Source organism: Pseudomonas sp. DrBHI1, from assembly GCF_002205115.1.
Classification (GTDB): Bacteria; Pseudomonadota; Gammaproteobacteria; order Pseudomonadales; family Pseudomonadaceae; genus Aquipseudomonas; species Aquipseudomonas mosselii.
In genome coordinates, this window is sequence record NZ_NIBE01000087.1 from 1 (window position 1) to 20652 (window position 20652).

The 20652-nt window shown below is 64.6% G+C and carries 22 protein-coding genes; 3 read left to right on the top strand and 19 right to left on the bottom strand.

Annotated elements, in window-relative coordinates:
• Nucleotides 1–234: 234 nt before the first annotated feature.
• The 4 genes from CC207_RS17885 to CC207_RS17900 form a co-directional block, all read right to left on the bottom strand.
• The gene (locus CC207_RS17885) at nt 235–795 is read right to left on the bottom strand and encodes a DUF1285 domain-containing protein (protein WP_069017529.1); all 561 of its coding nucleotides are present in this window, start codon (nt 793–795) and stop codon (nt 235–237) included.
• An 11-nt stretch (nt 796–806) separates the two neighbouring features.
• Nucleotides 807–1412, bottom strand: a complete 606-nt coding sequence (locus CC207_RS17890) for a DUF4823 domain-containing protein (RefSeq protein ID WP_062361693.1) — start codon at nt 1410–1412, stop codon at nt 807–809.
• A gap of 66 nt (nt 1413–1478) precedes the next feature.
• Nucleotides 1479–2447 (bottom strand): GTP 3',8-cyclase MoaA, encoded by a 969-nt coding sequence (locus tag CC207_RS17895; protein WP_088852506.1) that lies wholly within the window; start codon nt 2445–2447, stop codon nt 1479–1481.
• 129 nt (nt 2448–2576) lie between these two features.
• Nucleotides 2577–3212 (bottom strand): TetR/AcrR family transcriptional regulator, encoded by a 636-nt coding sequence (locus CC207_RS17900; RefSeq protein WP_028690998.1) that lies wholly within the window; start codon nt 3210–3212, stop codon nt 2577–2579.
• A 74-nt stretch (nt 3213–3286) separates the two neighbouring features.
• Between CC207_RS17900 and CC207_RS17905 the strand changes: the two genes are divergently transcribed.
• Complete coding sequence (locus CC207_RS17905) at nt 3287–4420, top strand: aminotransferase class V-fold PLP-dependent enzyme (RefSeq protein ID WP_069017527.1); 1134 nt, start codon at nt 3287–3289, stop codon at nt 4418–4420.
• 241 nt (nt 4421–4661) lie between these two features.
• Here the strand turns inward: CC207_RS17905 and CC207_RS17910 are convergent, their stop codons facing one another.
• The 12 genes from CC207_RS17910 to CC207_RS17965 all read right to left on the bottom strand — a co-directional run bounded on the left by CC207_RS17910 (nt 4662) and on the right by CC207_RS17965 (nt 14509).
• Entirely contained in the window at nt 4662–5444 is a 783-nt protein-coding gene (locus CC207_RS17910; protein ID WP_028690996.1) for a TatD family hydrolase, read from the bottom strand.
• A 33-nt stretch (nt 5445–5477) separates the two neighbouring features.
• A complete protein-coding gene (locus CC207_RS17915; RefSeq protein ID WP_028690995.1) occupies nt 5478–6464 on the bottom strand; it encodes a DNA polymerase III subunit delta' in 987 nt (328 codons plus the stop codon).
• Nucleotides 6457–7089 carry a dTMP kinase gene (gene tmk / locus CC207_RS17920; protein WP_028690994.1) on the bottom strand — a complete coding sequence of 211 codons (633 nt, stop codon included), beginning with the start codon at nt 7087–7089 and terminating at the stop codon, nt 6457–6459. Before tmk ends, CC207_RS17915 begins: the two co-directional genes overlap by 8 nt.
• The gene (gene mltG, locus CC207_RS17925; RefSeq protein WP_062361676.1) at nt 7086–8261 is read right to left on the bottom strand and encodes an endolytic transglycosylase MltG; all 1176 of its coding nucleotides are present in this window, start codon (nt 8259–8261) and stop codon (nt 7086–7088) included. Before mltG ends, tmk begins: the two co-directional genes overlap by 4 nt.
• A gap of 3 nt (nt 8262–8264) precedes the next feature.
• The gene (gene pabC / locus CC207_RS17930) at nt 8265–9080 is read right to left on the bottom strand and encodes an aminodeoxychorismate lyase (protein WP_088852507.1); all 816 of its coding nucleotides are present in this window, start codon (nt 9078–9080) and stop codon (nt 8265–8267) included.
• The gene (fabF, locus tag CC207_RS17935) at nt 9080–10324 is read right to left on the bottom strand and encodes a beta-ketoacyl-ACP synthase II (protein WP_088852508.1); all 1245 of its coding nucleotides are present in this window, start codon (nt 10322–10324) and stop codon (nt 9080–9082) included. The genes pabC and fabF overlap by 1 nt, the downstream gene beginning before the upstream one ends.
• 162 nt (nt 10325–10486) lie before the next feature.
• Nucleotides 10487–10723, bottom strand: coding sequence for an acyl carrier protein (gene acpP / locus CC207_RS17940; protein ID WP_028690990.1), 237 nt, complete (start codon nt 10721–10723; stop codon nt 10487–10489).
• A gap of 204 nt (nt 10724–10927) precedes the next feature.
• Entirely contained in the window at nt 10928–11668 is a 741-nt protein-coding gene (fabG, locus tag CC207_RS17945; RefSeq protein ID WP_023630496.1) for a 3-oxoacyl-ACP reductase FabG, read from the bottom strand.
• 16 nt (nt 11669–11684) lie between these two features.
• Nucleotides 11685–12623 carry an ACP S-malonyltransferase gene (gene fabD / locus CC207_RS17950; RefSeq protein ID WP_028690989.1) on the bottom strand — a complete coding sequence of 313 codons (939 nt, stop codon included), beginning with the start codon at nt 12621–12623 and terminating at the stop codon, nt 11685–11687.
• Between the two features lie 148 nt (nt 12624–12771).
• Nucleotides 12772–13782, bottom strand: coding sequence for a phosphate acyltransferase PlsX (plsX, locus tag CC207_RS17955; RefSeq protein WP_081791573.1), 1011 nt, complete (start codon nt 13780–13782; stop codon nt 12772–12774).
• A gap of 3 nt (nt 13783–13785) precedes the next feature.
• Complete coding sequence (gene rpmF / locus CC207_RS17960; protein ID WP_028690987.1) at nt 13786–13968, bottom strand: 50S ribosomal protein L32; 183 nt, start codon at nt 13966–13968, stop codon at nt 13786–13788.
• A 13-nt stretch (nt 13969–13981) separates the two neighbouring features.
• Nucleotides 13982–14509: a YceD family protein gene (locus tag CC207_RS17965; RefSeq protein ID WP_023630499.1), complete on the bottom strand. Its 528-nt coding sequence runs from the start codon at nt 14507–14509 to the stop codon at nt 13982–13984.
• 96 nt (nt 14510–14605) lie between these two features.
• Here CC207_RS17965 and CC207_RS17970 point away from each other — a divergent pair, with 96 nt between their 5' ends.
• On the top strand, nt 14606–15184 hold the full coding sequence (locus tag CC207_RS17970; RefSeq protein WP_028690986.1) for a nucleoside triphosphate pyrophosphatase: 579 nt from the start codon (nt 14606–14608) through the stop codon (nt 15182–15184).
• Between the two features lie 93 nt (nt 15185–15277).
• On the opposite strand, the gene CC207_RS17975 is transcribed toward CC207_RS17970, so the two are convergent.
• From CC207_RS17975 to rluC, 3 genes are read right to left on the bottom strand one after another with little or no spacing between them, the layout of a single operon-like run.
• A complete protein-coding gene (locus CC207_RS17975; protein WP_028690985.1) occupies nt 15278–16264 on the bottom strand; it encodes a S49 family peptidase in 987 nt (328 codons plus the stop codon).
• 2 nt (nt 16265–16266) lie between these two features.
• Nucleotides 16267–16947: an HAD family hydrolase gene (locus CC207_RS17980; protein WP_062361669.1), complete on the bottom strand. Its 681-nt coding sequence runs from the start codon at nt 16945–16947 to the stop codon at nt 16267–16269.
• Between the two features lie 3 nt (nt 16948–16950).
• Nucleotides 16951–17904, bottom strand: a complete 954-nt coding sequence (gene rluC, locus CC207_RS17985) for a 23S rRNA pseudouridine(955/2504/2580) synthase RluC (RefSeq protein WP_028690983.1) — start codon at nt 17902–17904, stop codon at nt 16951–16953.
• 796 nt (nt 17905–18700) lie between these two features.
• On the opposite strand from rluC, the gene rne reads away from it, so the two are divergent.
• On the top strand, nt 18701–20652 hold a 1952-nt coding region (rne, locus tag CC207_RS27720), incomplete at its 3' end, for a ribonuclease E (protein WP_256582111.1).

The window sequence follows — 20652 nt, forward strand, 5'->3', positions numbered from 1 at the left end:
GGGTTCGGGTTCGGGTTCGGGTTCGGGTTCGGGTTCGGGCAAAGAGTGTGGGCTTTGATTTCCGCATGCGCACTCTTTGGCGCTGTCGCCGCTCACTCACCTTTCAGTACGGGCGAACAAGCGTCGACATTGCCAATGAATGCGCATACAACTTACAAAACCACCGTACAATCGGTAATCGGCCAACCCATTAAAGCTGCCTTTGAAAGGGGCTATGGAAGCCCAGAAAAACCACTACCCATTGCGCCCAATAAGATAAAACTCACCCCGACTCCAAACCCCAAGCCACTCCTCCCCGTCGATCTCCCGGGAAACCGCCAGTTCCACCAACTGATAGAACACATTGCGATGCACCAGCGCTTCAAGGTTTCCACGCATCAACAGGTAAGGAGAGGGTTCATCGGTAACCGGATCGAGCTCCACCCGCAGCGGATGGCCCGGCCCAGCCTCGACCTGATCGTCGACATTGCTGGTAAACCGCAGCACCTGCTGCTCCCCGCTGCCCTCGACATCCAGTAGCACGGCGACAAATGGTGCGTCATCGACCCGGATCCCGACCTTCTCCACCGGCGTAACCAGGAAGTAGTCGTCCCCGTCACGCCGAATGATGGTAGAGAACAACCGCACCATCGGCTTGCGACCGATCGGCGTCCCCAGGTAGTACCAGGTCCCGTCCCGGGCGATCCGCATGTCGATGTCACCGCAGAAGTCCGGGTTCCACAGGTGTACCGGGGGCAGCCCCTTGTGCGCGGGGATCTGTGCCAGCAGATCGTTGGCCTTGCCGGAATCGCTCATGACACGCTCGCTCAGTTGCTCATGCCCAGAAGGCTACGAGCGTACTCGCGCATCGGCGCGGCAAGCAAATCCTGTGGCGTGTTGTCGTGGAACGTCAACAAACCGCCGCGACTCTTGATACGCGCGGTGTCGATCAGGTAGCGCGTGCTGGTTTCGATCAGCATCATCTGCACCACGCCACGGTCCCAACCCAGGCGATCGACAGCCTGCTCGTCATACCACTCGTCACCGTTGCCGATGCGATCGTCGGTGCGGGCGAAACGGGTGTAGAGCACATAGTCGGCACCCACCGCGCGGGCCTCGGCGATCGCGTCTTCCAGACCCAGCGGCCCCTGGGCGCGACGCACCAGCGGGAAGTACTCGACGAAGCTTTTGAAGGCCTCCTCGGCGACTGCGTTCTGCCGTGGCAGCGGCCCCTTGCCCGGCGGCACGAATGCGCCCTGGCCGATGAAGATGAACGAGTCCGGCTGCAGGCGGATCGACAGGGTACGGGTGGTGTCGCTGTGGTCCAGCAAGCCCGCATCACTCATGTGGTAACGGACACCCTCCCCCATATCGCTGACATTCATGCAGCCGCCCAACGCCATCAGCGCCAGCAGCAAGACCAGGCTACGCATCTTTCCTCCAGAAACCGGTGACGAAAAACCGGCGAATAGCCGCAGGATGCAGCTTTTGCGCCAGAGTCAGCCGCCGATTACCTTCATCACCATCACATCGCCAGAGAACGCCACGTCCTGCTTGTCCGCCAGGGCCCTCACCAGCAGCCTCTGCAATGCCGGGAGCGCCTGATGTCGGGGCTTGTCGAGCAGGTCGCCGACAAAGTGACGATTGCTCGACGACAGGCAGCCATGCAGCCAGCCGGTGGACGACAAGCGCAGGCGCGAACAGCTGCGACAGAACGGCACGCTCTCGTTGGCGATCACGCCGAAATGCCCCCTGCCGGGAATGCGGTAGCGCAGGGCCGTGGCATCCAGCGGGCGCGGCGCCTGCTCATAGCTGTACGACTCGCCGATCAGCGCCAGCAGTTGCTCCAGGCCAACGAACTGCTGCAGGAAGGCATTTGCGTCGCGCGCCAGGTGGCCCATGCGCATCAGCTCGATGAAGCGCAGCTCGTAGCCCCGTTCGAGGCAGTAGCCGAGCAGTGGCAGCACCTGATCGAGGTTCTGTCCGCGCATGGGCACCATGTTGACCTTGATCGCCATGCCCGCAGCACTGGCCTGCGCCATGCCCGCCAGGACGCTGGCCAGGTCGCCGCCCCGGGCGATCCGGCGAAAGGCACTGGCGTCGAGAGTGTCGAGGGAAACATTGAGCCGGCGGATACCGGCATCACGCAGCAGCGGCAGCTTGCGGGCGAGCAACTGACCATTAGTGGTCAGGCTGATGTCGTCCAGCCCCAGGCCCGCCACCGCGCCGAGAAAGGCTTCCAGTCGCGGGCTGACCAGCGGCTCGCCGCCAGTGATGCGCAGCCGTTCGACCCCGGCCGCCTCCACCAGGTAGGCCACGCCCCGGGCCAGGGCATCCGCCGTGAGCTCGTCCTGCGCCGCCACCAGGCGCTTGCCATCGGGCACGCAGTAGGTGCAGGCATAGTTGCAGGCAGCAGTCAGGCTGACGCGCAGGTTGCGAAAGCGCCTGCCTTGACGATCGACGATCATGGATGACTCCGGCGTGGAAGATTCTGGCGGGCAAAACCTGACTCAAAAATCAGGTTTTTGCAAGCCTTCCCGTCGAAGCCTGGATGCAACGCGCCCGCCGAAGACTCGACGGGCGCGCCTTGGACGGCTTTAGTTCGAGGCTTCCGGGTCGCGCTTGCGCTTGTTGCCCATGCGCACGCCGATGTCCATGAGGAACTGGAAGAAACCTTCCTGATCTTCGAGCACATTGCTCCAGAACGGCGAGTGGTAGAGCGCCACCGCGCCATGGACCAGCGCCCAGGCCGCGCAGTAGTGGAAGTACGGCGGCACGTCCTCGAGCTTGCCCTCGCTGATGCGCCCCTTGATCAGCTGGGTGAGGCGATCGAAGTTGGAGGCGCGGATGCTGTGTAGCTGCTCGACCATTTCCGGCACCTGATTGCCCTTGACCACCTTCTCTTCCAGGCGGTCGAACAACCGGTAGCGCTGCGGGTCGCGCATGCGGAACTCGAAGTAGGCACGCGACAGGGCTTCCTTGTCGCGGTCGACGTCAGCCGAATGCAACAGCTCATTCAGGTCGCGCTCGTAGTCGAGCATCAGGCGCAGGTAGATTTCCGCCTTGGACTTGAAGTGCTTGTAGATCGTGCCTTTGCCGATACCGACGGCGTCGGCGATCATCTCGACGGTGACGCTGTCTTCACCCTGTTCGAGAAACAGCTTGAGCGCCGTGTCGAGGATCTCTTGTTCGCGACGGCGAAACTCACGGACCTTGCGAGGTTCTTTCTGCATAAAGAAGGACTGGGATGACAATCGAAGCGGATTATTATGCCTAACTGGCGGCAAATTGCACGGATCTTCCAACCATGTCTGTGTTTCTTGATGAGTTCGAGCAGGCGCCGGGCCTGTGCTACCTGAATCACGCGGCGATCGCCCCCTGGCCGCGCCGGACCGCCGAGGCCGTGGCGCGCTTCGCCCAGGATAACGTCCGCCTGGGCGCCCACGAATATCCCGCCTGGCTGGCCACCGAGCGCCGCCTGCGCGAACGCCTGGCACGCCTGCTGAATGCGCCCACCATCGGCGACATCGCCCTGGTGGGCAACACCTCCCAGGCGCTGTCGCTGGTGGCCTTTGGCCTGGACTGGCGGCCCGGCGACCAGGTCGTCATCAGCGACGAGGAATTCCCCTCCAACCGCGTGGTCTGGCAGGCCCTGGCTGATCGCGGGGTCGAAGTGGTCGAGGCAAGCCTGGCCGTCGCCGATCCGGAAGCGGCGCTGATCGCCGCCTGCGGCCCGCGAACGCGCTTGCTGTCGGTCAGCGCCGTGCAGTTCGCCAGCGGCCTGCGCCTGGACCTGGCACGCCTGGGCGCCGCCTGCCGCCAGCGCGGCGTGCTGTTCTGCGTCGATGCGATCCAGCAGGTCGGCGCCCTGCCCTTCGATGTGCAGCACTACCAATGCGACTTCGCCATGGCCGACGGCCACAAGTGGATGCTCGGCCCCGAGGGGCTGGGGGTGTTCTATTGCCGTAGCGAACTGCGTCGGCAGTTGACGCTGCATGCCTATGGTTGGCACATGCTCGAACACCTTGGCGACTTCGAACGCCGCCAGTGGCAACCGGCGCGCAGTGCGCGGCGCTTCGAGTGCGGCAGCCCGAACATGCTCGGCGCCTGCGCGCTGGAGGCCAGCCTGTCGCTGCTGGAGGATGTCGGCATGACGGTGGTCGCCGAACAGTTGGCGCAGCGGATCGAGCAGCTGTATCGAGGGCTCACGGCCATCCCTGGCGCGCAGTTGCACAGCCCGGGCGATCCTTCACGGCGGGCCGGCATCGTCAGTTTCAGCCTGGACGGCCATGCCAACGCCGACATTTATCGGGCCCTGAGCAATAACGGAGTAATTTGTGCAGTACGCGGCCCTGGGGTACGGTTTTCCCCACATTTCTATACCGACCACCGCCTGATCGACGAAGTGCTGCGGCAGGTAGGACAGATTGCCATGCATTGAACGCGCAAGGGGCTGCGATCGTATTCCAAATCTGTTTAAAAAACGATCAAACGCCGCTGGCGAGGCGCCAATCCTGACCAATACTTGAAGTGTTGGCGCGGCGCATCCCCCCCAAGTGGCGCGTCGATAAAGGTGCCCAGGGACCGTGTGCCTTTGTTTTACTCCTAATGGTCTTAACCCGGATTCCCCCCCCAGAACCCGGGTTTTTTTTGCCCGGCTCGGAAGGTTCGGCGCAGCGACCTCAGGCCACTCTTGCCAGCGGGAACAGTCGCTTGAAGTTGCTGGTCGTCTGCTCAGCCAACTGCTCGTAGCTCACCCCGCGCAGCGACGCCACATACTCGGCCACTTCTCGCACATACTGCGGCAGGTTCGGCTTGCCGCGATGCGGGATCGGCGCCAGGTACGGCGAATCGGTCTCCACCAGCAGGCGATCCACCGGCACCTGCCGGGCCACCTCGCGCAGGGCGTCGGCATTGCGGAAGGTGACGATGCCGGACAGCGAGATGTAGTAGCCCAGGTCCAGCGCGGCCCTGGCCATCGGCCAGTCCTCGGTGAAGCAGTGCAGCACCCCGGCCTGGGGCAGGCTGGCCTCGCGCAGCAGCGCCAGGGTGTCCTCGCGGGCCGCCCGGGTATGCACGATGACCGGCTTGCCGGTCTGCCGCGAAGCCTCCAGATGCAGGCGGAACGAGGCCTGCTGCAACTCGGCGGCCTCCGGCTCGTAGTGGTAGTCCAGCCCGGTCTCGCCAATGGCCACCACATGCGGGTGGGCCAGTTCGCGCAGCAGCCACTCCAGGGCCGGCGTCTCGCCGGGCGCCAGGTCGAGCGGGTGCACGCCCACCGAGCAGTCCACGTCGGCATAGCGCTCGCTCAGCGCCTTGACCGCGCCGGCATTCTCGGCGCTCACGCCGATGCACAGGAAGTGCCCTACCCCGCGCTCACGGGCCGCCTGCAGGGCGGCGTCGAGAGAGCCCTGGTGGGCGCTCAGGTCGAGACGGTCGAGGTGGCAATGGGAATCTACGAGCATGGGAACACGACACACATGAATGAACGGTGGAAATCAGCGCATGCCCGGCAGCTGCACCCAGTGGGCGAGCAAGGCTTCGAGCAGCAGTACACGGTTGAGGTTGGCCTTGCCCAGCACCTTCTGGCGCTGTTCGAGGATCCACGCCTGGACCTCCAGCACCTTGCCCTGGCGGCTCTTCTGCGCCAGGTACTGCAGCACCTTGCGCATGTCGGCCAAGCCTAGTCCTTCCTCATCCTGGGTCAACTGGTAGCGCAGGATCAGGTGCGACCAGTCGCAGAACCAGTCGAACAGCAGCAGCAACGGCACGTTGCTCCAGGCCTCGGCCAGCTGACTGGGCGACTGCTGCTGCTTGAGCAGCTTCTTCACCCCCTCGGCCACCAACGCACGCTGCTCGCGCACGCCCTGGGCCTGCAGGCTCACGGCCATCAGCGGCGAACCGGCGGCCAGGGTCAGCAGCTCCTCGCGCTCTTCCTCGGCGCTGCCGGCAAGGGCGGCGGCCAGCCAGGCGCGGCTCTGCTCCTGGCTCGGCTGCGGGCAGGCGACCTGCTGGCAGCGGCTCTTGATGGTTGGCAGCAGGCGGCTGGGCTGGTGGCTGACCAGCAACAGCACGGTATCGCCGGAGGGCTCTTCCAGGCTCTTGAGCAGGGCGTTGGAGGCATTGATGTTCATCGCCTCCACCGGCTCGATCAGCACCACCTTGCGCCCGCCCTGCTGGGCGGTTTGCACCACGAACGACACCAGATCACGCACTTGGTCGATCTTGATTGGCTTGTCGGCCTCCTCCGGCTCCAGCACGAAGTTGTCCGGGTGGCTGCCTGCCTTGAGCAACAGGCACGACTTGCACTGGCCGCAGGCATCCAACCCCTGCGGCTGCTGGCACAGCAGCCGTGCCATCAGGCGCTCGGCCAGGGCGCGCTTGCCGATGCCCTGGGGGCCGTGCAGCAGGTAGGCATGGGCATGCTGGGCACGCCCGGCCAGTTGTTGCCAGAGCGCCTGCTGCCAGGGGTAGGCATCAGCCACGGCAACGCTCCAGGATACTCGGCACCAGGGCGTCGATGGCCTGCTGCACCGCGCTCAGCGGCTGGGCGGCGTCCAGCAGCCGGTAGCGCTGCGGCTGCTGGCCGGCACGCTGCAGGTAGGCCTGGCGCACCGCCTCGAAGAAGGCCTGGCCTTCCTGCTCGAAGCGGTCCAGCCGGCCACGGGCCGCGGCACGGGACAGGCCGACCTCCACGGGCAGATCGAAGACCAAGGTCAGGTCAGGACGCAGCTCGCCCTGGACGAAGGCCTCGAGGATGGCGATGCGCTCCACCGGCAGGCCGCGGCCGCCACCCTGGTAGGCGTAGGTGGCGTCGGTAAAGCGATCGCACAGCACCACGGCGCCACGGGCCAGCGCCGGGCGGATGACTTCGGCCAGGTGCTGGGCGCGGGCGGCGAACATCAGCAGCAGCTCGGTGTCGACCGCCATGCGCTCCTCGCTCGGCGCCAGCAGCAGTTCGCGGATGCGCTCGGCCAACGGCGTGCCACCAGGCTCGCGGGTCATGACCACATCGACGCCCTGCTCGCGCAAACGTGCCGCCAGGTAATCGCGGTTGGTGCTCTTGCCGGCGCCTTCAGGGCCTTCCAGGGTGATAAACAAACCGCTCACGAGTGTTCCTTAGTGTCTTCTGGCACCGACGTGTCGGCCGGCGCGGATTCATCGGTGGGGGCCGGCGCATCGCTTTGCGGCGCGGGAGCAGGCGCCGCGTCCGGGGTCGCCTGCGGCGCTGACGTCGCCGGCTCGGCCTGCGGCGCAGGGCTGGAACGATAGTCTGCCCGACGCTTGAGCTGGAACTCGCGCACCGCGCTGTTGTGATCATCCAGGTCGTCGGAGAACACATGGCTGCCATCACCCCGGGCAACGAAGTACAGGCTCGAACCGTCGCTGGGGTTTAGCGCGGCGTGAATCGCCTCGCGTCCGACCATGGCGATCGGCGTCGGCGGCAAGCCGGTCATGGTGTAGGTGTTGTAAGGGGTCGGCTCGCGCAGGTCGGCGCGGGTAATCTTGCCGTTGTAGCGCTCGCCCATGCCGTAGATCACGGTCGGGTCGGTCTGCAGCATCATGCCCAAGCGCATGCGCCGCACGAACACGCCAGCGATCTGCCCACGCTCCTGGGGAATGCCGGTTTCCTTTTCCACCAGCGAGGCCATGATCAGCGCCTGGTACGGATCGCGATACGGCAGGTCGGCGCTGCGTTCGGCCCACTCCTTGGCCAGCACTTCGTCCAGGCGCATGTAGGCCTGCTGCAGCAGCTCGACGTCGCTCATGCCGCGCACGAAGCGATAGGTGTCGGGGAAGAAGCGACCCTCAGGGAACACACCGGTGTGGCCGAGCTTGTCCATCACTTCGGAATCGGACAAGCCTTCGAGGGTGTGCTTGAGCTTTTCATGCTTGGCCACCGCGGCACGCACCTGGCGGAAGGTCCAGCCCTCGACCAGGGTGAGGTTGTACTGCACCACGTCACCGCGCTTCCAAGCGTCGAACAACTGCCCCACGGTCATGCCCGGGGTCACCCGGTATTCGCCGGTATGCAGCGGCGTGCCCGCCATGTTGAAGCGCCAGTAAAGGCGCAGCCATAGCGGATCGTCGAGCAAGCCTTCGCTTTGCATGCGATAGAACATACGGTTGGGCGTCGTGCCGCCGGGCACGTCGAGCAGGCGCTCCTGCGCCACTTGCAGGGGCTGCTCCAGGACCGAGTTGACCTTCCAGGCGGCCCAGCCCAGTGCCAGGCCGGCGAGGATCAAGCTCATTTCCAGCAGCAGCAGGAATTTGCGTCTCACGAATCAGGTATCCAGTAACGTACGGGCAACGGCCTGCAGTTTACGGGTGAGCGGCCCGGCCGGCCAGTTCAGCGCGGCGAATTCACGCACAGGCCAGATGCCGTAGACACTGTTGCAGACGAACACTTCGTCGGCCTGCTCCAACGCCTCCAGCGGCAAGTCCCGTACCTGGGTGGGAATACCCAGCAACCGCGCCTGCTCCAGCAATGCCGCGCGCATCACCCCGGCCACGCCACAACGGCTCAGCTCGGCAGTCAGCAGCACGCCGTCACGCACCAGGAACAGGTTGCTGTACACCCCTTCGATCACCCGCCCTTGGGCGTCACGCATCAAGCCCTCGGCAAACGCCGGATCCTGCCACTCGGCGCGGGCCAGCACCTGCTCGAGGCGGTTGAGGTGTTTGAGCCCGGCCAGCAGCGGTTGTTCCGCCAACCGCGTCTGACAGGCGTACAGGCGCACACCCTGTTCGGCATGTTCGCCAGGATAGGCCGGCAAGGGGCTGCCCTGAAGGATGCGCCGCGCCTGGGCGCCAGCCACCGGGGCATAGCCACGCTGACTGTCGCCGCGGGTCAGGATCAGCTTGGCGACGCCCTCGCCCAGCAGCTGGGCGAATTGCAACAGTTCATTGCGAACCAGCGCCAGGTCGGCCTCGATCGCCAGCCGCTGGCAACCCAGCGCCAGGCGGTCGAGGTGCAGCGCCAGCAGGCTGGGCCTGCCGCCGCGCACGGCAATGGTCTCGAACAGGCCATCGCCGTAGGCCAGGCCGCGGTTCTGCAGATTGACCGCAGCCGCGTCCTGGCCATCGATCCAGCTGTGCATCAGTCGGCGAACCGACGGAATACCAGCGAACCGTTGGTGCCACCGAAGCCGAACGAGTTGGACAGCACCACGTCGATCGGCATGCTGCGCGCCTGGTGAGGCACGAAGTCCAGGTCGCAGCCTTCATCGGGCTCGTCCAGGTTGATGGTCGGCGGCGCCATCTGGCTGTTGATCGCCAGGACGCTGAAGATCGCCTCCACCGCGCCGGCGGCGCCGAGCAGGTGGCCGGTCATCGACTTGGTCGAGCTGACCGCCAGCTTGTAGGCATGCTCACCGAACACGCGCTTGATCGCGGCCACTTCGGCCACGTCGCCGGCCGGCGTCGAGGTGCCGTGGGCGTTGATGTAGCTGACGTCCTCAGGCTGGATGCCGGCATCACGCAGGGCATTGGCCATGCAGCGGGCAGCACCTTCGCCGGAGTCGGGCGGCGAGGTCATGTGAAAGGCGTCGCCGCTCATGCCGAAGCCGACCAGCTCGGCGTAGATGGTGGCGCCACGGGCCTTGGCGTGCTCCAGTTCTTCGAGCACCAGGGCGCCAGCACCGTCGGACAGCACGAAGCCGTCTCGGCCCTTGTCCCACGGACGGCTGGCACGGGCCGGCTCGTCGTTGCGGGTCGACAGCGCGCGGGACGCGCCGAAGCCGCCCATGCCCAGCCCGCAGGCGGCCATTTCGGCGCCACCGGCGATCATCACGTCGGCTTCGCCGTAGGCGATGTTGCGCGCGGCCATGCCGATGCAGTGGGTGCCGGTGGTGCAGGCGGTGGCGATCGCGTAGTTCGGCCCTTGCAGACCCAGGTGGATCGACAGGAAGCCGGAGATCATGTTGATGATCGAGCCCGGCACGAAGAACGGCGAGATCCGGCGCGGCCCCTGCTCGTGCAGGGTCTTGCTGGTATCTTCGATGTTGGTCAGGCCGCCGATGCCCGAGCCCATGGCCACGCCGATGCGCTCGCGGTTGGCATCGGTGATTTCCAGGCCGGCGTTGCGCACCGCCTGGAAGCCGGCCGCCAGGCCGTACTGGATGAACAGGTCGAGCTTGCGGGCCTCCTTGGCCGACAGGTACTGCTCGACTTCGAAGCCCTTTACCGAGCCGCCAAAACGGGTGGAGTAGGCAGACAGATCCGTATGTTCGATCGGACCGATGCCACTGCGGCCAGCCAGAATGCCCTGCCAGGTGCTCGGTACATCGGTACCCAGTGGCGACAGCATACCCATACCAGTGACCACGACGCGTCTACGCGACACAGTACTCTCCTCATTTCCAAATTACAGAGTCTCTTGCCAGTGCACTGGCGCGGCCAATGGCCTGGCAACAGACTCCGCTGATTGCAGGGCTTGCAAAGAAAAAACCGCACGCCGGCGACGGCAGTGCGGTTTTTCCCGACAAGTAGCGTCGACTGAAACGTCTTAGGCCTGGTGGGCGTTGACGTAGTCGATGGCAGCTTGAACGGTAGTGATCTTCTCGGCTTCTTCGTCAGGGATTTCGGTCTCGAATTCCTCTTCCAGAGCCATCACCAGCTCAACGGTGTCAAGCGAATCGGCACCCAGGTCCTCAACGAAGGAAGAGGTGTTCTTCACTTCATCTTCCTTGACGCCCAGTTGCTCGGCGACGATTTTCTTGACGCGTTCTTCGATGGTGCTCATACCTAGTTTTCACTCCTAATGGACATATGTCAGGCAGCTGGCCGGTGACCAAGTTTATAGGAAGACGCCTGCTTTTCAAGCGTAACGCGCCTTCCACCAGGCCACCGGGCCCTCTGCCCGGAATCTGGTTGCAGCTTTATAACGGATTTTAGGCTCGCAGTATGACTCTTTTTTGAAGCAATCCGTCACATTGAGTTGCGGTTTTTACATGTACATCCCGCCGTTCACCGGCACGGTGGCGCCGGTGACATAGGCTGCGCCGTCGGAAGCCAGGAAGGAAACCACTTTCGCGATCTCCTCGGCCTGGCCCAGGCGGCCCAGCGGAATCTCTTTTTGCAGGGCCTCGCGCTGCGCTTCTGGCAGCTCGCGGGTCATGTCGGTGTCGATGAAGCCCGGGGTCACCGAGTTGACGGTGATGCCACGCGAGCCCACTTCACGGGCCAGGGCACGGCTGAAGCCTTCCAGGCCGGCCTTGGCGGCGGCGTAGTTGGCCTGGCCGGCGTTGCCCATGGCACCCACCACCGAACCGATGCTGATGATACGACCCCAGCGGGCCTTGGTCATGCCGCGCAGCACGCCCTTGGACAGACGGTAGAGGCTGTTGAGGTTGGTGTCGATCACGTCGAACCACTCGTCGTCCTTCATCCGCAGCATCAAGTTGTCGCGGGTGATGCCGGCGTTGTTGACCAGGATGGCCGGCGCGCCGAACTGCTCGCCGATGGCGCCCAACACCGCGTCCACGGACTCGGCACTGGTGACGTTCAGCTCAAGACCGGTACCGTTGATGCCGTGTTCTTTCAGGGTGGCGGCAATGCGCTCGGCGCCAGAGGCGGTGGTGGCGGTACCGATCACGGTCGCGCCCTGGCGGCCCAGCTCGAGGGCGATGGCCTGGCCGATACCACGGCTGGCGCCGGTGACCAGTGCAACTTTACCTTGCAGGCTCATGCAAGCTTCTCCGAATTCAGGCCAGCGCCGCACGGGTGGCGGCGACAGCGTCTGGGGTGTTGAGGTTGTAGGTGGTCACGCCGTCGGCGCAACGCTTGTTCAGGCCGGCCAGGACCTTGCCCGGACCGCATTCGACCAGGTTCACCGCGCCGCGCTCGGCCAGGGCCTGCACGCACTCGACCCAGCGTACCGGCTGATACAGCTGCGCCAGCAGGTCCTGCTTGAGGGCGTCGAGGTCGGCGGCGATGGCGGCAGTGACGTTCTGCACCACCGGGATCTGCGGGGCCTTCCATTCGATGGCGTTGACCGACTCGGCGAAACGCTCGGCGGCCGGCTTCATCAGCGCGCAGTGCGACGGCACGCTGACCGCCAGCGGCAGGGCGCGCTTGGCACCGGCCTCTTTGCACAGCTCCATGGCGCGATCCACCGCTGCCTTGTTGCCGGCGATGACCACCTGGCCAGGGGAGTTGAAGTTTACCGCGCTGACCACTTCGTCTTCGGCAGCCTTGGCGCAGATCTCGACCACGACCGCGTCGTCCAGGCCAAGGATCGCGGCCATCGCGCCATGACCGGCCGGCACGGCTTCCTGCATCAGCTGACCGCGGCGCTCGACCAGGCGCACCGCGTCCTTCAGCGACAGGCTGCCAGCGGCGACCAGGGCGCTGTATTCACCCAGGCTATGACCGGAGACGTACGCAGGCTGCGCGCCACCCTCTTCCAGCCACAGGCGCCACAGGGCAATCGAGGCGGTCAGGATGGCCGGCTGGGTCTTGTCGGTCTGGTTGAGTTGTTCTTCCGGGCCTTCCTGGACCAGTTTCCACAGGTCGTAGCCCAGGGCCTCGGACGCTTCCTTGAAGGTCTCGACGATTACCGGTTTTTCGGCGCCCAGCTCCTTGAGCATGCCCAGCGACTGGGAACCTTGACCAGGAAAGACGAATGCGAGGGATGCAGACATTGAACAAGCCCTTATGATCTTGTCGTCGGATGGGGTGCGCCGGGCCTTGGGCCGGGCGCGCAATCTGAAAGCTTGGATGGAGCGGCAGACCAAGCGGTCACATTTAAGCACTTCATTGCGGATATGCCTAAGACCTGTTTTAGCCTTATCACGGCAACAGGTCTTCGAGGCGTCCGTGCAGACGCTGCGGCAGGTTTTCCTGGATCTCGATCAACGCCCGCTGGATCGCACTCTGCAAGCCCTGCACGCCGGCAGAACCATGGCTCTTGATGACGATGCCCTGCAAGCCCAGGAAGCTTGCGCCATTGTGTCGCGCCGGCGCCAGGTCGGCCTGCAGGCGCTTGAGCAACGGCATGGCCATGGCCCCGGCCGCCCGCGCCAGCAGCCCGCCACGGAACAACGCCTCGATGCGCGCGCCGATCATGGTCGCCAGGCCTTCGCTGGACTTGAGCAGGATATTGCCGACGAATCCATCGCACACCACCACGTCCGCCTCGCCGCGGTACAGCCCGTCGCCTTCGACGAAGCCGATGTAGTTCAGGCCCCGGGCGTTCTGCAGCAGACTGGCGGCCAGCTTGACCTGCTGGTTGCCCTTGATGTCCTCGGTACCGATATTGAGCAGCGCCACCCGCGGCCGGTGCACGCCCAGGGCCTGGGCGGCCACCGCGCCCATCACGGCGAACTGGTAGAGGTTTTCCGCGCTGCAATCGACATTGGCGCCGAGGTCGAGCAACTGGCAATAGCCCGCCTGGGTCGGAATCGCCGCCACCATCGCCGGGCGATCGATACCAGGCAGGGTCTTGAGCACCAGGCGCGACAGGGCCATGAGCGCGCCGGTGTTGCCGGCACTCACGCAGGCCTGGGCCTTGCCATCACGCACCAGTTCGAGGGCGACGCGCATCGACGAGTCCGGCTTGCCACGCAACGCCTGCGATGGCCGCTCGTCCATGCCGATCACTTCGCTGGCCGCGACAATCTGCAGGCGCGCGCGATCCGCAGCCGCAAGGCCGCTGAGGAGATCTTCAAGGAGGGAGGGTTGACCGACGAGGGTCAGGTGCAGCGAGGGGGTAGCCGAAAGGCAGGCAATGCTAGCCTGGACAATGTTGCGGGGACCGAAGTCCCCGCCCATTGCGTCGATCGCGATGATCTGAGCGGACAAGGATTACTCGTCGGCGCCCTTGTCGATCACTTTGCGACCACGGTATACGCCTTCTGGCGATACGTGGTGACGCAGGTGTACTTCACCGGTGCTCTTCTCTACCGACAGAGCTTCTGCCGACAGGGCGTCGTGCGAACGGCGCATGTCACGGGCAGAGCGGGATTTTTTGTTCTGCTGAACAGCCATAATTGATTAACTCCTAAACGTTTGGGTCACGCTTTAACTGCGCCAATACACTGAACGGGTTGGACCGCGATACCTCGTCCTTGCTCGGCTCGGGCTCATCGAGTCCCGCCGGCTGCTGGCATTCTTCCGGATGATGAGCAGGCACGATCGGCAGGGCGAGCAACAGCTCTTCCTCGACCAACGCCTGCAGATCCAAAGGATCTTCGCCCAGTTCCAGCACGTCATAGCCTTTCGGCAACGACTGGGTGTTCGCACCCTCCTTCACCACGGCGTATGTGCATTCGCTGTGGATCGGCAGGGTGACCAGCTCAAGACAACGCTGGCAAACCATCTTGACTTCGACGTCCAGCGCGCTGTGGATAACCACCACGTGCTGCTCATCTCGTTCAAAATCGAACTTCGCCTGCACCGTACCGACATTGTCGGAAAGCGGGTCGCAGAGTCTTTCCAAATCAGCGAGTTGCAGCGAACCTTCGAGGGTTACGCCACGATCAGCCAATTTGCGCGGGTCAACGTGAGGTGGAATCGGGTCATTCAACATAGGCGCAGCATTCTAGGGATGCACCCCCTCCCTGTCAAAGGAAATTAGGTGTCATCTCGCATGTTAGAATTCGGGGTAATTGCCCAGGAGTCTACCATGCTTCCCTTGTTACTGGCTTCCAGCTCTGCGTACCGCCGTGAACTGCTCACCCGCCTGCGCCTGCCCTTCACCTGGGCAAGCCCCGACCTTGACGAACGGCGCCTCGATGACGAACCCGCCGTCGAGCTGGTCCGCCGCCTGGCTCGACAGAAGGCCGAAGCCCTGGCCGCCAGCCACCCCGACCACCTGATCATCGGCTCCGACCAGGTGGCGGTGCTGGGCGAGCAAATCCTCGGTAAACCCCACACCTTTGAACGCGCCTGCGAGCAATTGCTGGAGAGCAGCGGGCAACAGGTCACTTTCCTCACCGGGCTGGCGCTGCTGAACAGCGCCACCGGCCACTGCCAGGTTGATTGCGTGCCGTTTACCGTGACGATGCGCGAGCTGGATCGAGAGCGCGTGGAGCGCTACGTGACGGCCGAGCAGCCGCTGGATTGCGCCGGCAGCTTCAAGGCCGAGGGACTGGGGGTCAGCCTGTTCCAGAGCACCCACGGCTGCGATGCCACGAGCCTGATCGGGCTGCCACTGATTCGACTGGTGGACATGCTGCACAAGGAAGGCGTGCAGGTGCCTTGAACATGCAATCGCGGGGCAAGCCCGCCCCCACGAGGCCAATGAGCGACCAGTGGGAGCGAGCTTGCCCCGCGATGAATGCCACGCCGATTCAGATCAACGCAGCGAAGGCCCCTGGAAGCCCATATACAGCGCCAGGCGCTCCGCCACGCTGGCACCGATACGCTTGGAGAAACGATCAAACGGCGACTCCTGCACAGTGAAGTCCACCAACTCCTTCTCACCCACGATGTCGCGGGCGACATAGCTGGCACTGCCCAGCCCGTCCACCAGACCCAACTCCTTGGCCTGCTCGCCCGACCAGATCAGCCCACTGAACAGCTCAGGGTGATCCTTGTCTTTCAGGCGCTCGCCACGCCCCTGCTTGACCATGGCGATGAACTGGCGGTGCGTGGTGTCCAGCACACCCTGCCAGAACGCGGTTTCTTCGGGTTTCTGTGGCGAGAACGGATCAAGGAACGCCTTGTGCTCGCCAGCCGTATAGGTACGACGCTCCACCCCCAGCTTGTCCATGGCCCCGACGAAGCCGTAGCCGGCCGCGGTGACACCAATGGAACCGACCAGACTGGCCTTGTCGGCATAGATCTCGTCGGCGGCGCTGGCGATGTAGTAGGCCCCGGACGCACCGAGGTCGGCGATCACCGCATACAGCTTGATGGCAGGGTACTCGGCGCGCAGACGACGGATCTCGTCGTACACATAGCCTGACTGCACCGGACTGCCGCCCGGGCTGTTGATACGCATGACCACAGCCTTGGTCTTCGGATCCTTGAACGCCTCGCGCAGACTCTTGACGATATTGTCGGCGCTGGCCGGCTCCTGGTCGGCAATCACGCCGCGCACCTCGACCAGCGCGGTGTGGTTGCCGCTGCGCGAGGCCGCCTTGTCCACATCCATCAACGGCGTGAACAGGAACAGGATGCCAAACAGGTACACAAAGGTCAGCAGCTTGAAGAAGATCCCCCAGCGCCGCGCCCGGCGCTGCTCCTGGACGCCTGCCAGCAAGGTCTTCTCCAGCAGCTTCCAGCTCTTGCGCTCCTCACCGGCTTCGTCCGGCTCGGGCGCCTTCCATTCGTCAGTCATGCTCACCTACCTTGGAAATTGATCTGCGCAGGCTCGGCCAGCCATTCGCGCAACTGGGAAAAATGCTCGATGCACACTTGCGGGCCGAATTCGGCCAAGGCCTGCAGCGACATGGCGCCGTAGCCCACCGCTACCGAATGCATGCCGGCGTTGCTGGCCATCTGCAGGTCGAACGCCGAATCTCCGACCATCAGCGCCCGCCCGGGTTCGACCCGGCAATGGGCGAGAATCTCTTCGAGCATCAGCGGATGCGGCTTGCCACGGGTTTCGTCGGCAGCCCGGGTGATGTCGAAATAGCCTTCCCAGCCATTGGCCTTGAGCACCCGGTCCAGGCCGCGCCGCGCCTTGCCGGTGGCCACTGCCAGACGATACCCCTCGGCACGGAACGCCTCCAGCGACTCGACCACGCCGTCGAACAACGGCGACGGCTGCTGGTCCAGCGCCATGTACACGTCGGCGTAGTGCCGGCGGAACGCCTCGACCTGCGGCGCATCGAGGTGCGGGTACAGGGTGGCGATCGCCTCCCCCAGCGCCAGGCCGATGATGCCCTTGACCGCCTCGTCGCTGCTGGGGGCCTCGCCGGCACGCCCGGCGGCCACGTTCATGGCCTCGACGATGCGCCCGATGGAGTCGGCCAGGGTGCCGTCCCAGTCGAAGATCAGCAGGTCATAACTTTTATTCATGGCTCAGGACGCCAGTCGCTCGATGGTCTTGGCCCACATCTCATCCACCGGCGCCTCGAGCTTGAGCTCGCCACCATCGGGCAGCGGCACGGTCAGCTGGTAGGCATGCAGGAACAGACGCTTGCCGCCCAGCTCGCGGATCTCGCGAGTGAAGTCTTCATCGCCGTACTTGCTGTCGCCGGCGATCATGTGCCCGGCATGCAGGGTATGCACGCGGATCTGGTGGGTACGCCCGGTGATCGGCCGCGCCTCGACAATAGTGGCGAACTCGCCGAAGCGGCGCAGCACGCGGAACATCGTCAGCGCGTCCTTGCCCTCGTCGTTGACCTCGACCATGCGCTCGCCGGAACGCAGGTTGCTCTTCTGCAGCGGCGCATTGACCTGCTTCTTCGAGGTCGGCCAATGGCCGCGCACCAGCGCCATGTAGCGTTTGTCGACGCCATCGCCGCGCAGGGCGGCATGCAGGTGGCGCAGCATGCTGCGCTTCTTGGCGATCATCAGCAGGCCCGAGGTGTCGCGGTCCAGGCGATGCACCAGCTCCAGCTCCTTGGCGTCCGGGCGCAGTTGGCGCAGCGCCTCGATCACGCCAAAGCTCAGGCCGCTGCCGCCGTGCACGGCGATGCCGGCCGGCTTGTTCATCACGATCAGCGCCTTATCCTCATAGACAATGGCCGCCTCGAGGCGCTGCAGCAGCCCTTGGGCCACCGGCGCCGGCTCGTCGCGCTCGGGCAGGCGCACCGGCGGCACGCGCACCACATCGCCGGCCTGCAGCTTGTACTCGGGCTTGATCCGGCCCTTGTTGACCCGCACCTCACCCTTGCGCAGGATGCGGTAGACCAAGGTCTTGGGCACGCCCTTGAGGGCCGTGATGAGGAAATTGTCGATGCGCTGGCCGGCAAGCTCCGGCGGGACTTCGATCAGCTGAACGCCGGAAGTCGGGGGGGTATTGGTCGTCATGGCGGGATCATAACAATTTTTTATGGAATTGAAGCACTTAATCATTGCTGCTATAGTCGCGAACGCCGCCAAAAGCGGCAGGCCAGCGGCACCAGGCTCTACGCCGGCCCTGACCATCGCAATTCCCGAGGACGCGAGGCCGTCCTACGGAGCGTTCGCCAGTTTAACTAAATGCCTGGAATCGCCACCAGCGCTGTGTAGAGAAGACCGAAAAAAAACGACAAGTGCGGTGTTTCACCTGCTTATCCCGATTCTTTTCGCCGTACCTCTGCCCGCCACCGTCGTTTCCGCGCATTCGGGCGAATGCTTCGGAAATACCTGCCTTGGATATGTTATGGCGCCAGCCCGGAACCGGGCTGGCGAAAAATGCAACCCGTTGCGGATTCAGCGCGCGGCAGCACCGAATTTTCAGGGATACGTGCAGGGTGGAGATGTACAGCCCTCGGACCGTGTGGCACCGAACCCGCCCCAGCGCCCCACTCAACGGGCAATGAGCGGACAAGGTCCTGAACAGACGCCCTGGTGGCGTCCACGGACGACCGGTTGATTCCTCCTCCTGACTGAGTGCACCAGGCCCGCTCGATTGATTCGGATAACCTTCGAAAAGCTCGACAGGTCTTTTGGCACCGCAAAACAGGACGCGTCGTCGCGACAACGGCAGGCTGGGCAACCGGCTGGTGCCGAACGTCGCCAGACACGGGGGTGGCCCGCCACCCTTTGCGCACCTTGGCACCGACCCTGACAAGTCGTGTGTGCCGCACGCCGTTTCCGGCAGCCCGGAAACCGACGGTACAACATGAAAAGAATGCTGATTAACGCAACTCAGCCCGAAGAGTTGCGTGTAGCCCTGGTGGACGGCCAACGTCTCTACGACCTGGACATCGAGTCCGGCGCCCGCGAGCAGAAAAAGGCCAACATCTACAAAGGCAAGATCACCCGGATCGAGCCCAGCCTCGAAGCGGCCTTCGTCGACTTCGGCTCCGAACGACACGGCTTCCTGCCGCTGAAGGAAATCTCCCGCGAATACTTCAAGAAAGCCCCTGAAGGCCGGGTCAACATCAAGGAAGTCCTGAGCGAAGGCCAGGAAGTCATCGTCCAGGTCGAGAAGGAAGAGCGCGGCAACAAAGGCGCCGCCCTGACCACCTTCATCAGCCTGGCCGGCCGCTACCTGGTACTGATGCCCAACAACCCGCGCGCCGGTGGCATCTCCCGCCGCATCGAAGGCGAAGAGCGCAACGAACTGCGCGAAGCGCTGAACGGCCTGACCGTTCCGGGCGACATGGGCCTGATCGTGCGCACCGCGGGCCTGGGCCGCAGCAGCGAAGAAATGCAGTGGGACCTCGACTACCTGCTGCAGCTGTGGACCGCCATCAAGGAAGCCTCGCAAGACCGCGCCGCTCCGTTCCTGATCTACCAGGAAAGCAACGTCATCATCCGCGCCATCCGCGACTACCTGCGCCAGGACATCGGCGAGGTGCTGATCGACAGCATCGACGCCCAGGAAGAAGCCCTGACCTTCATTCGCCAGGTGATGCCGCAGTACGCCAGCAAGGTCAAGCTGTACGAAGACAGCGTGCCGCTGTTCAACCGCTTCCAGATCGAAAGCCAGATCGAAACCGCCTTCCAGCGCGTGGTCGACCTGCCGTCCGGCGGCTCGATCGTCATCGACCCGACCGAAGCCCTGGTGTCCATCGACATCAACTCGGCGCGCGCCACCAAAGGCAGCGACATCGAAGAAACCGCCCTGCAGACCAACCTGGAAGCGGCCGAAGAGATCGCTCGCCAGCTGCGCCTGCGCGACATCGGCGGCCTGATCGTCATCGATTTCATCGACATGACCCCGGCCAAGAACCAGCGCGCTGTCGAAGAGCGCGTGCGTGAGTGCCTCGAGGCCGACCGCGCTCGCGTTCAGGTTGGCCGCATCTCGCGCTTCGGCCTGCTGGAAATGTCCCGTCAGCGCCTGCGTCCATCGCTGGGCGAAAGCAGCGGCATCGTCTGCCCGCGCTGCTCCGGCACCGGCATCATCCGTGACGTCGAGTCGCTGTCGCTGGCGATCCTGCGCCTGATCGAGGAAGAAGCACTGAAGGACCGCACCGCCGAAGTGCGCGCCCAGGTGCCGATCCCGGTCGCCGCCTTCCTGCTCAACGAGAAACGCAACTCGATCACCAAGATCGAACTGCGCACGCGCGCGCGCATCATCATCCTGCCGAACGATCACCTGGAAACCCCGCACTTCGAAGTCCAGCGCCTGCGCGACGACAACCCCGACGTGCTGAACAACCAGTCCAGCTACGAGATCGCCTCCGCCGAGACCGAAGAAGCGCCGCAGCCGACCGCCACCCGCACCCTGGTGCGCCAGGAAGCCGCGGTCAAGACCGCGCCGGCCCGCGCCAACGCCCCGGTGCCGACAACCGCTGAAGAGCAGCCGGCCCCTGCCGCGCCGGTCGCCGCCCCTGTCGCCGCCGAGCCGAGCCTGTTCAAAGGCCTGGTCAAGTCGCTGGTCAGCCTGTTCGCCGGCAAGGAAGAGCCTGCCGCCGCACCGGTCGCCACCACCGAGAAGCCAGCCACCGAACGCTCGCCACGTAACGAAGAGCGCCGTAACGGTCGCCAGCAGAGCCGCAACCGCAACGGCCGTCGCGAAGAAGACCGCAAGCCACGCGAAGAGCGCGGCGAGCGCGCCCCGCGTGAAGAGCGTCAGCCTCGCGAAGAGCGTGCCCCGCGTGAAGAACGTGCGCCACGCGAAGAGCG

Excerpts from the sequence above, each read along its gene's own strand:
- CC207_RS17885 (WP_069017529.1), bottom strand. The coding sequence starts at position 795 with ATGAGCGATTCCGGCAAGGCCAACGATCTGCTGGCACAGATCCCCGCG.
- CC207_RS17890 (WP_062361693.1), bottom strand. The coding sequence starts at position 1,412 with ATGCGTAGCCTGGTCTTGCTGCTGGCGCTGATGGCGTTGGGCGGCTGC.
- CC207_RS17895 (WP_088852506.1), bottom strand. The coding sequence starts at position 2,447 with ATGATCGTCGATCGTCAAGGCAGGCGCTTTCGCAACCTGCGCGTCAGC.
- CC207_RS17900 (WP_028690998.1), bottom strand. The coding sequence starts at position 3,212 with ATGCAGAAAGAACCTCGCAAGGTCCGTGAGTTTCGCCGTCGCGAACAA.
- CC207_RS17905 (WP_069017527.1), top strand. The coding sequence starts at position 3,287 with ATGTCTGTGTTTCTTGATGAGTTCGAGCAGGCGCCGGGCCTGTGCTAC.
- CC207_RS17910 (WP_028690996.1), bottom strand. The coding sequence starts at position 5,444 with ATGCTCGTAGATTCCCATTGCCACCTCGACCGTCTCGACCTGAGCGCC.
- pabC (WP_088852507.1), bottom strand. The coding sequence starts at position 9,080 with ATGCACAGCTGGATCGATGGCCAGGACGCGGCTGCGGTCAATCTGCAG.
- acpP (WP_028690990.1), bottom strand. The coding sequence starts at position 10,723 with ATGAGCACCATCGAAGAACGCGTCAAGAAAATCGTCGCCGAGCAACTG.
- fabG (WP_023630496.1), bottom strand. The coding sequence starts at position 11,668 with ATGAGCCTGCAAGGTAAAGTTGCACTGGTCACCGGCGCCAGCCGTGGT.
- fabD (WP_028690989.1), bottom strand. The coding sequence starts at position 12,623 with ATGTCTGCATCCCTCGCATTCGTCTTTCCTGGTCAAGGTTCCCAGTCG.
- rpmF (WP_028690987.1), bottom strand. The coding sequence starts at position 13,968 with ATGGCTGTTCAGCAGAACAAAAAATCCCGCTCTGCCCGTGACATGCGC.
- CC207_RS17965 (WP_023630499.1), bottom strand. The coding sequence starts at position 14,509 with ATGTTGAATGACCCGATTCCACCTCACGTTGACCCGCGCAAATTGGCT.
- CC207_RS17970 (WP_028690986.1), top strand. The coding sequence starts at position 14,606 with ATGCTTCCCTTGTTACTGGCTTCCAGCTCTGCGTACCGCCGTGAACTG.
- CC207_RS17975 (WP_028690985.1), bottom strand. The coding sequence starts at position 16,264 with ATGACTGACGAATGGAAGGCGCCCGAGCCGGACGAAGCCGGTGAGGAG.
- CC207_RS17980 (WP_062361669.1), bottom strand. The coding sequence starts at position 16,947 with ATGAATAAAAGTTATGACCTGCTGATCTTCGACTGGGACGGCACCCTG.
- rluC (WP_028690983.1), bottom strand. The coding sequence starts at position 17,904 with ATGACGACCAATACCCCCCCGACTTCCGGCGTTCAGCTGATCGAAGTC.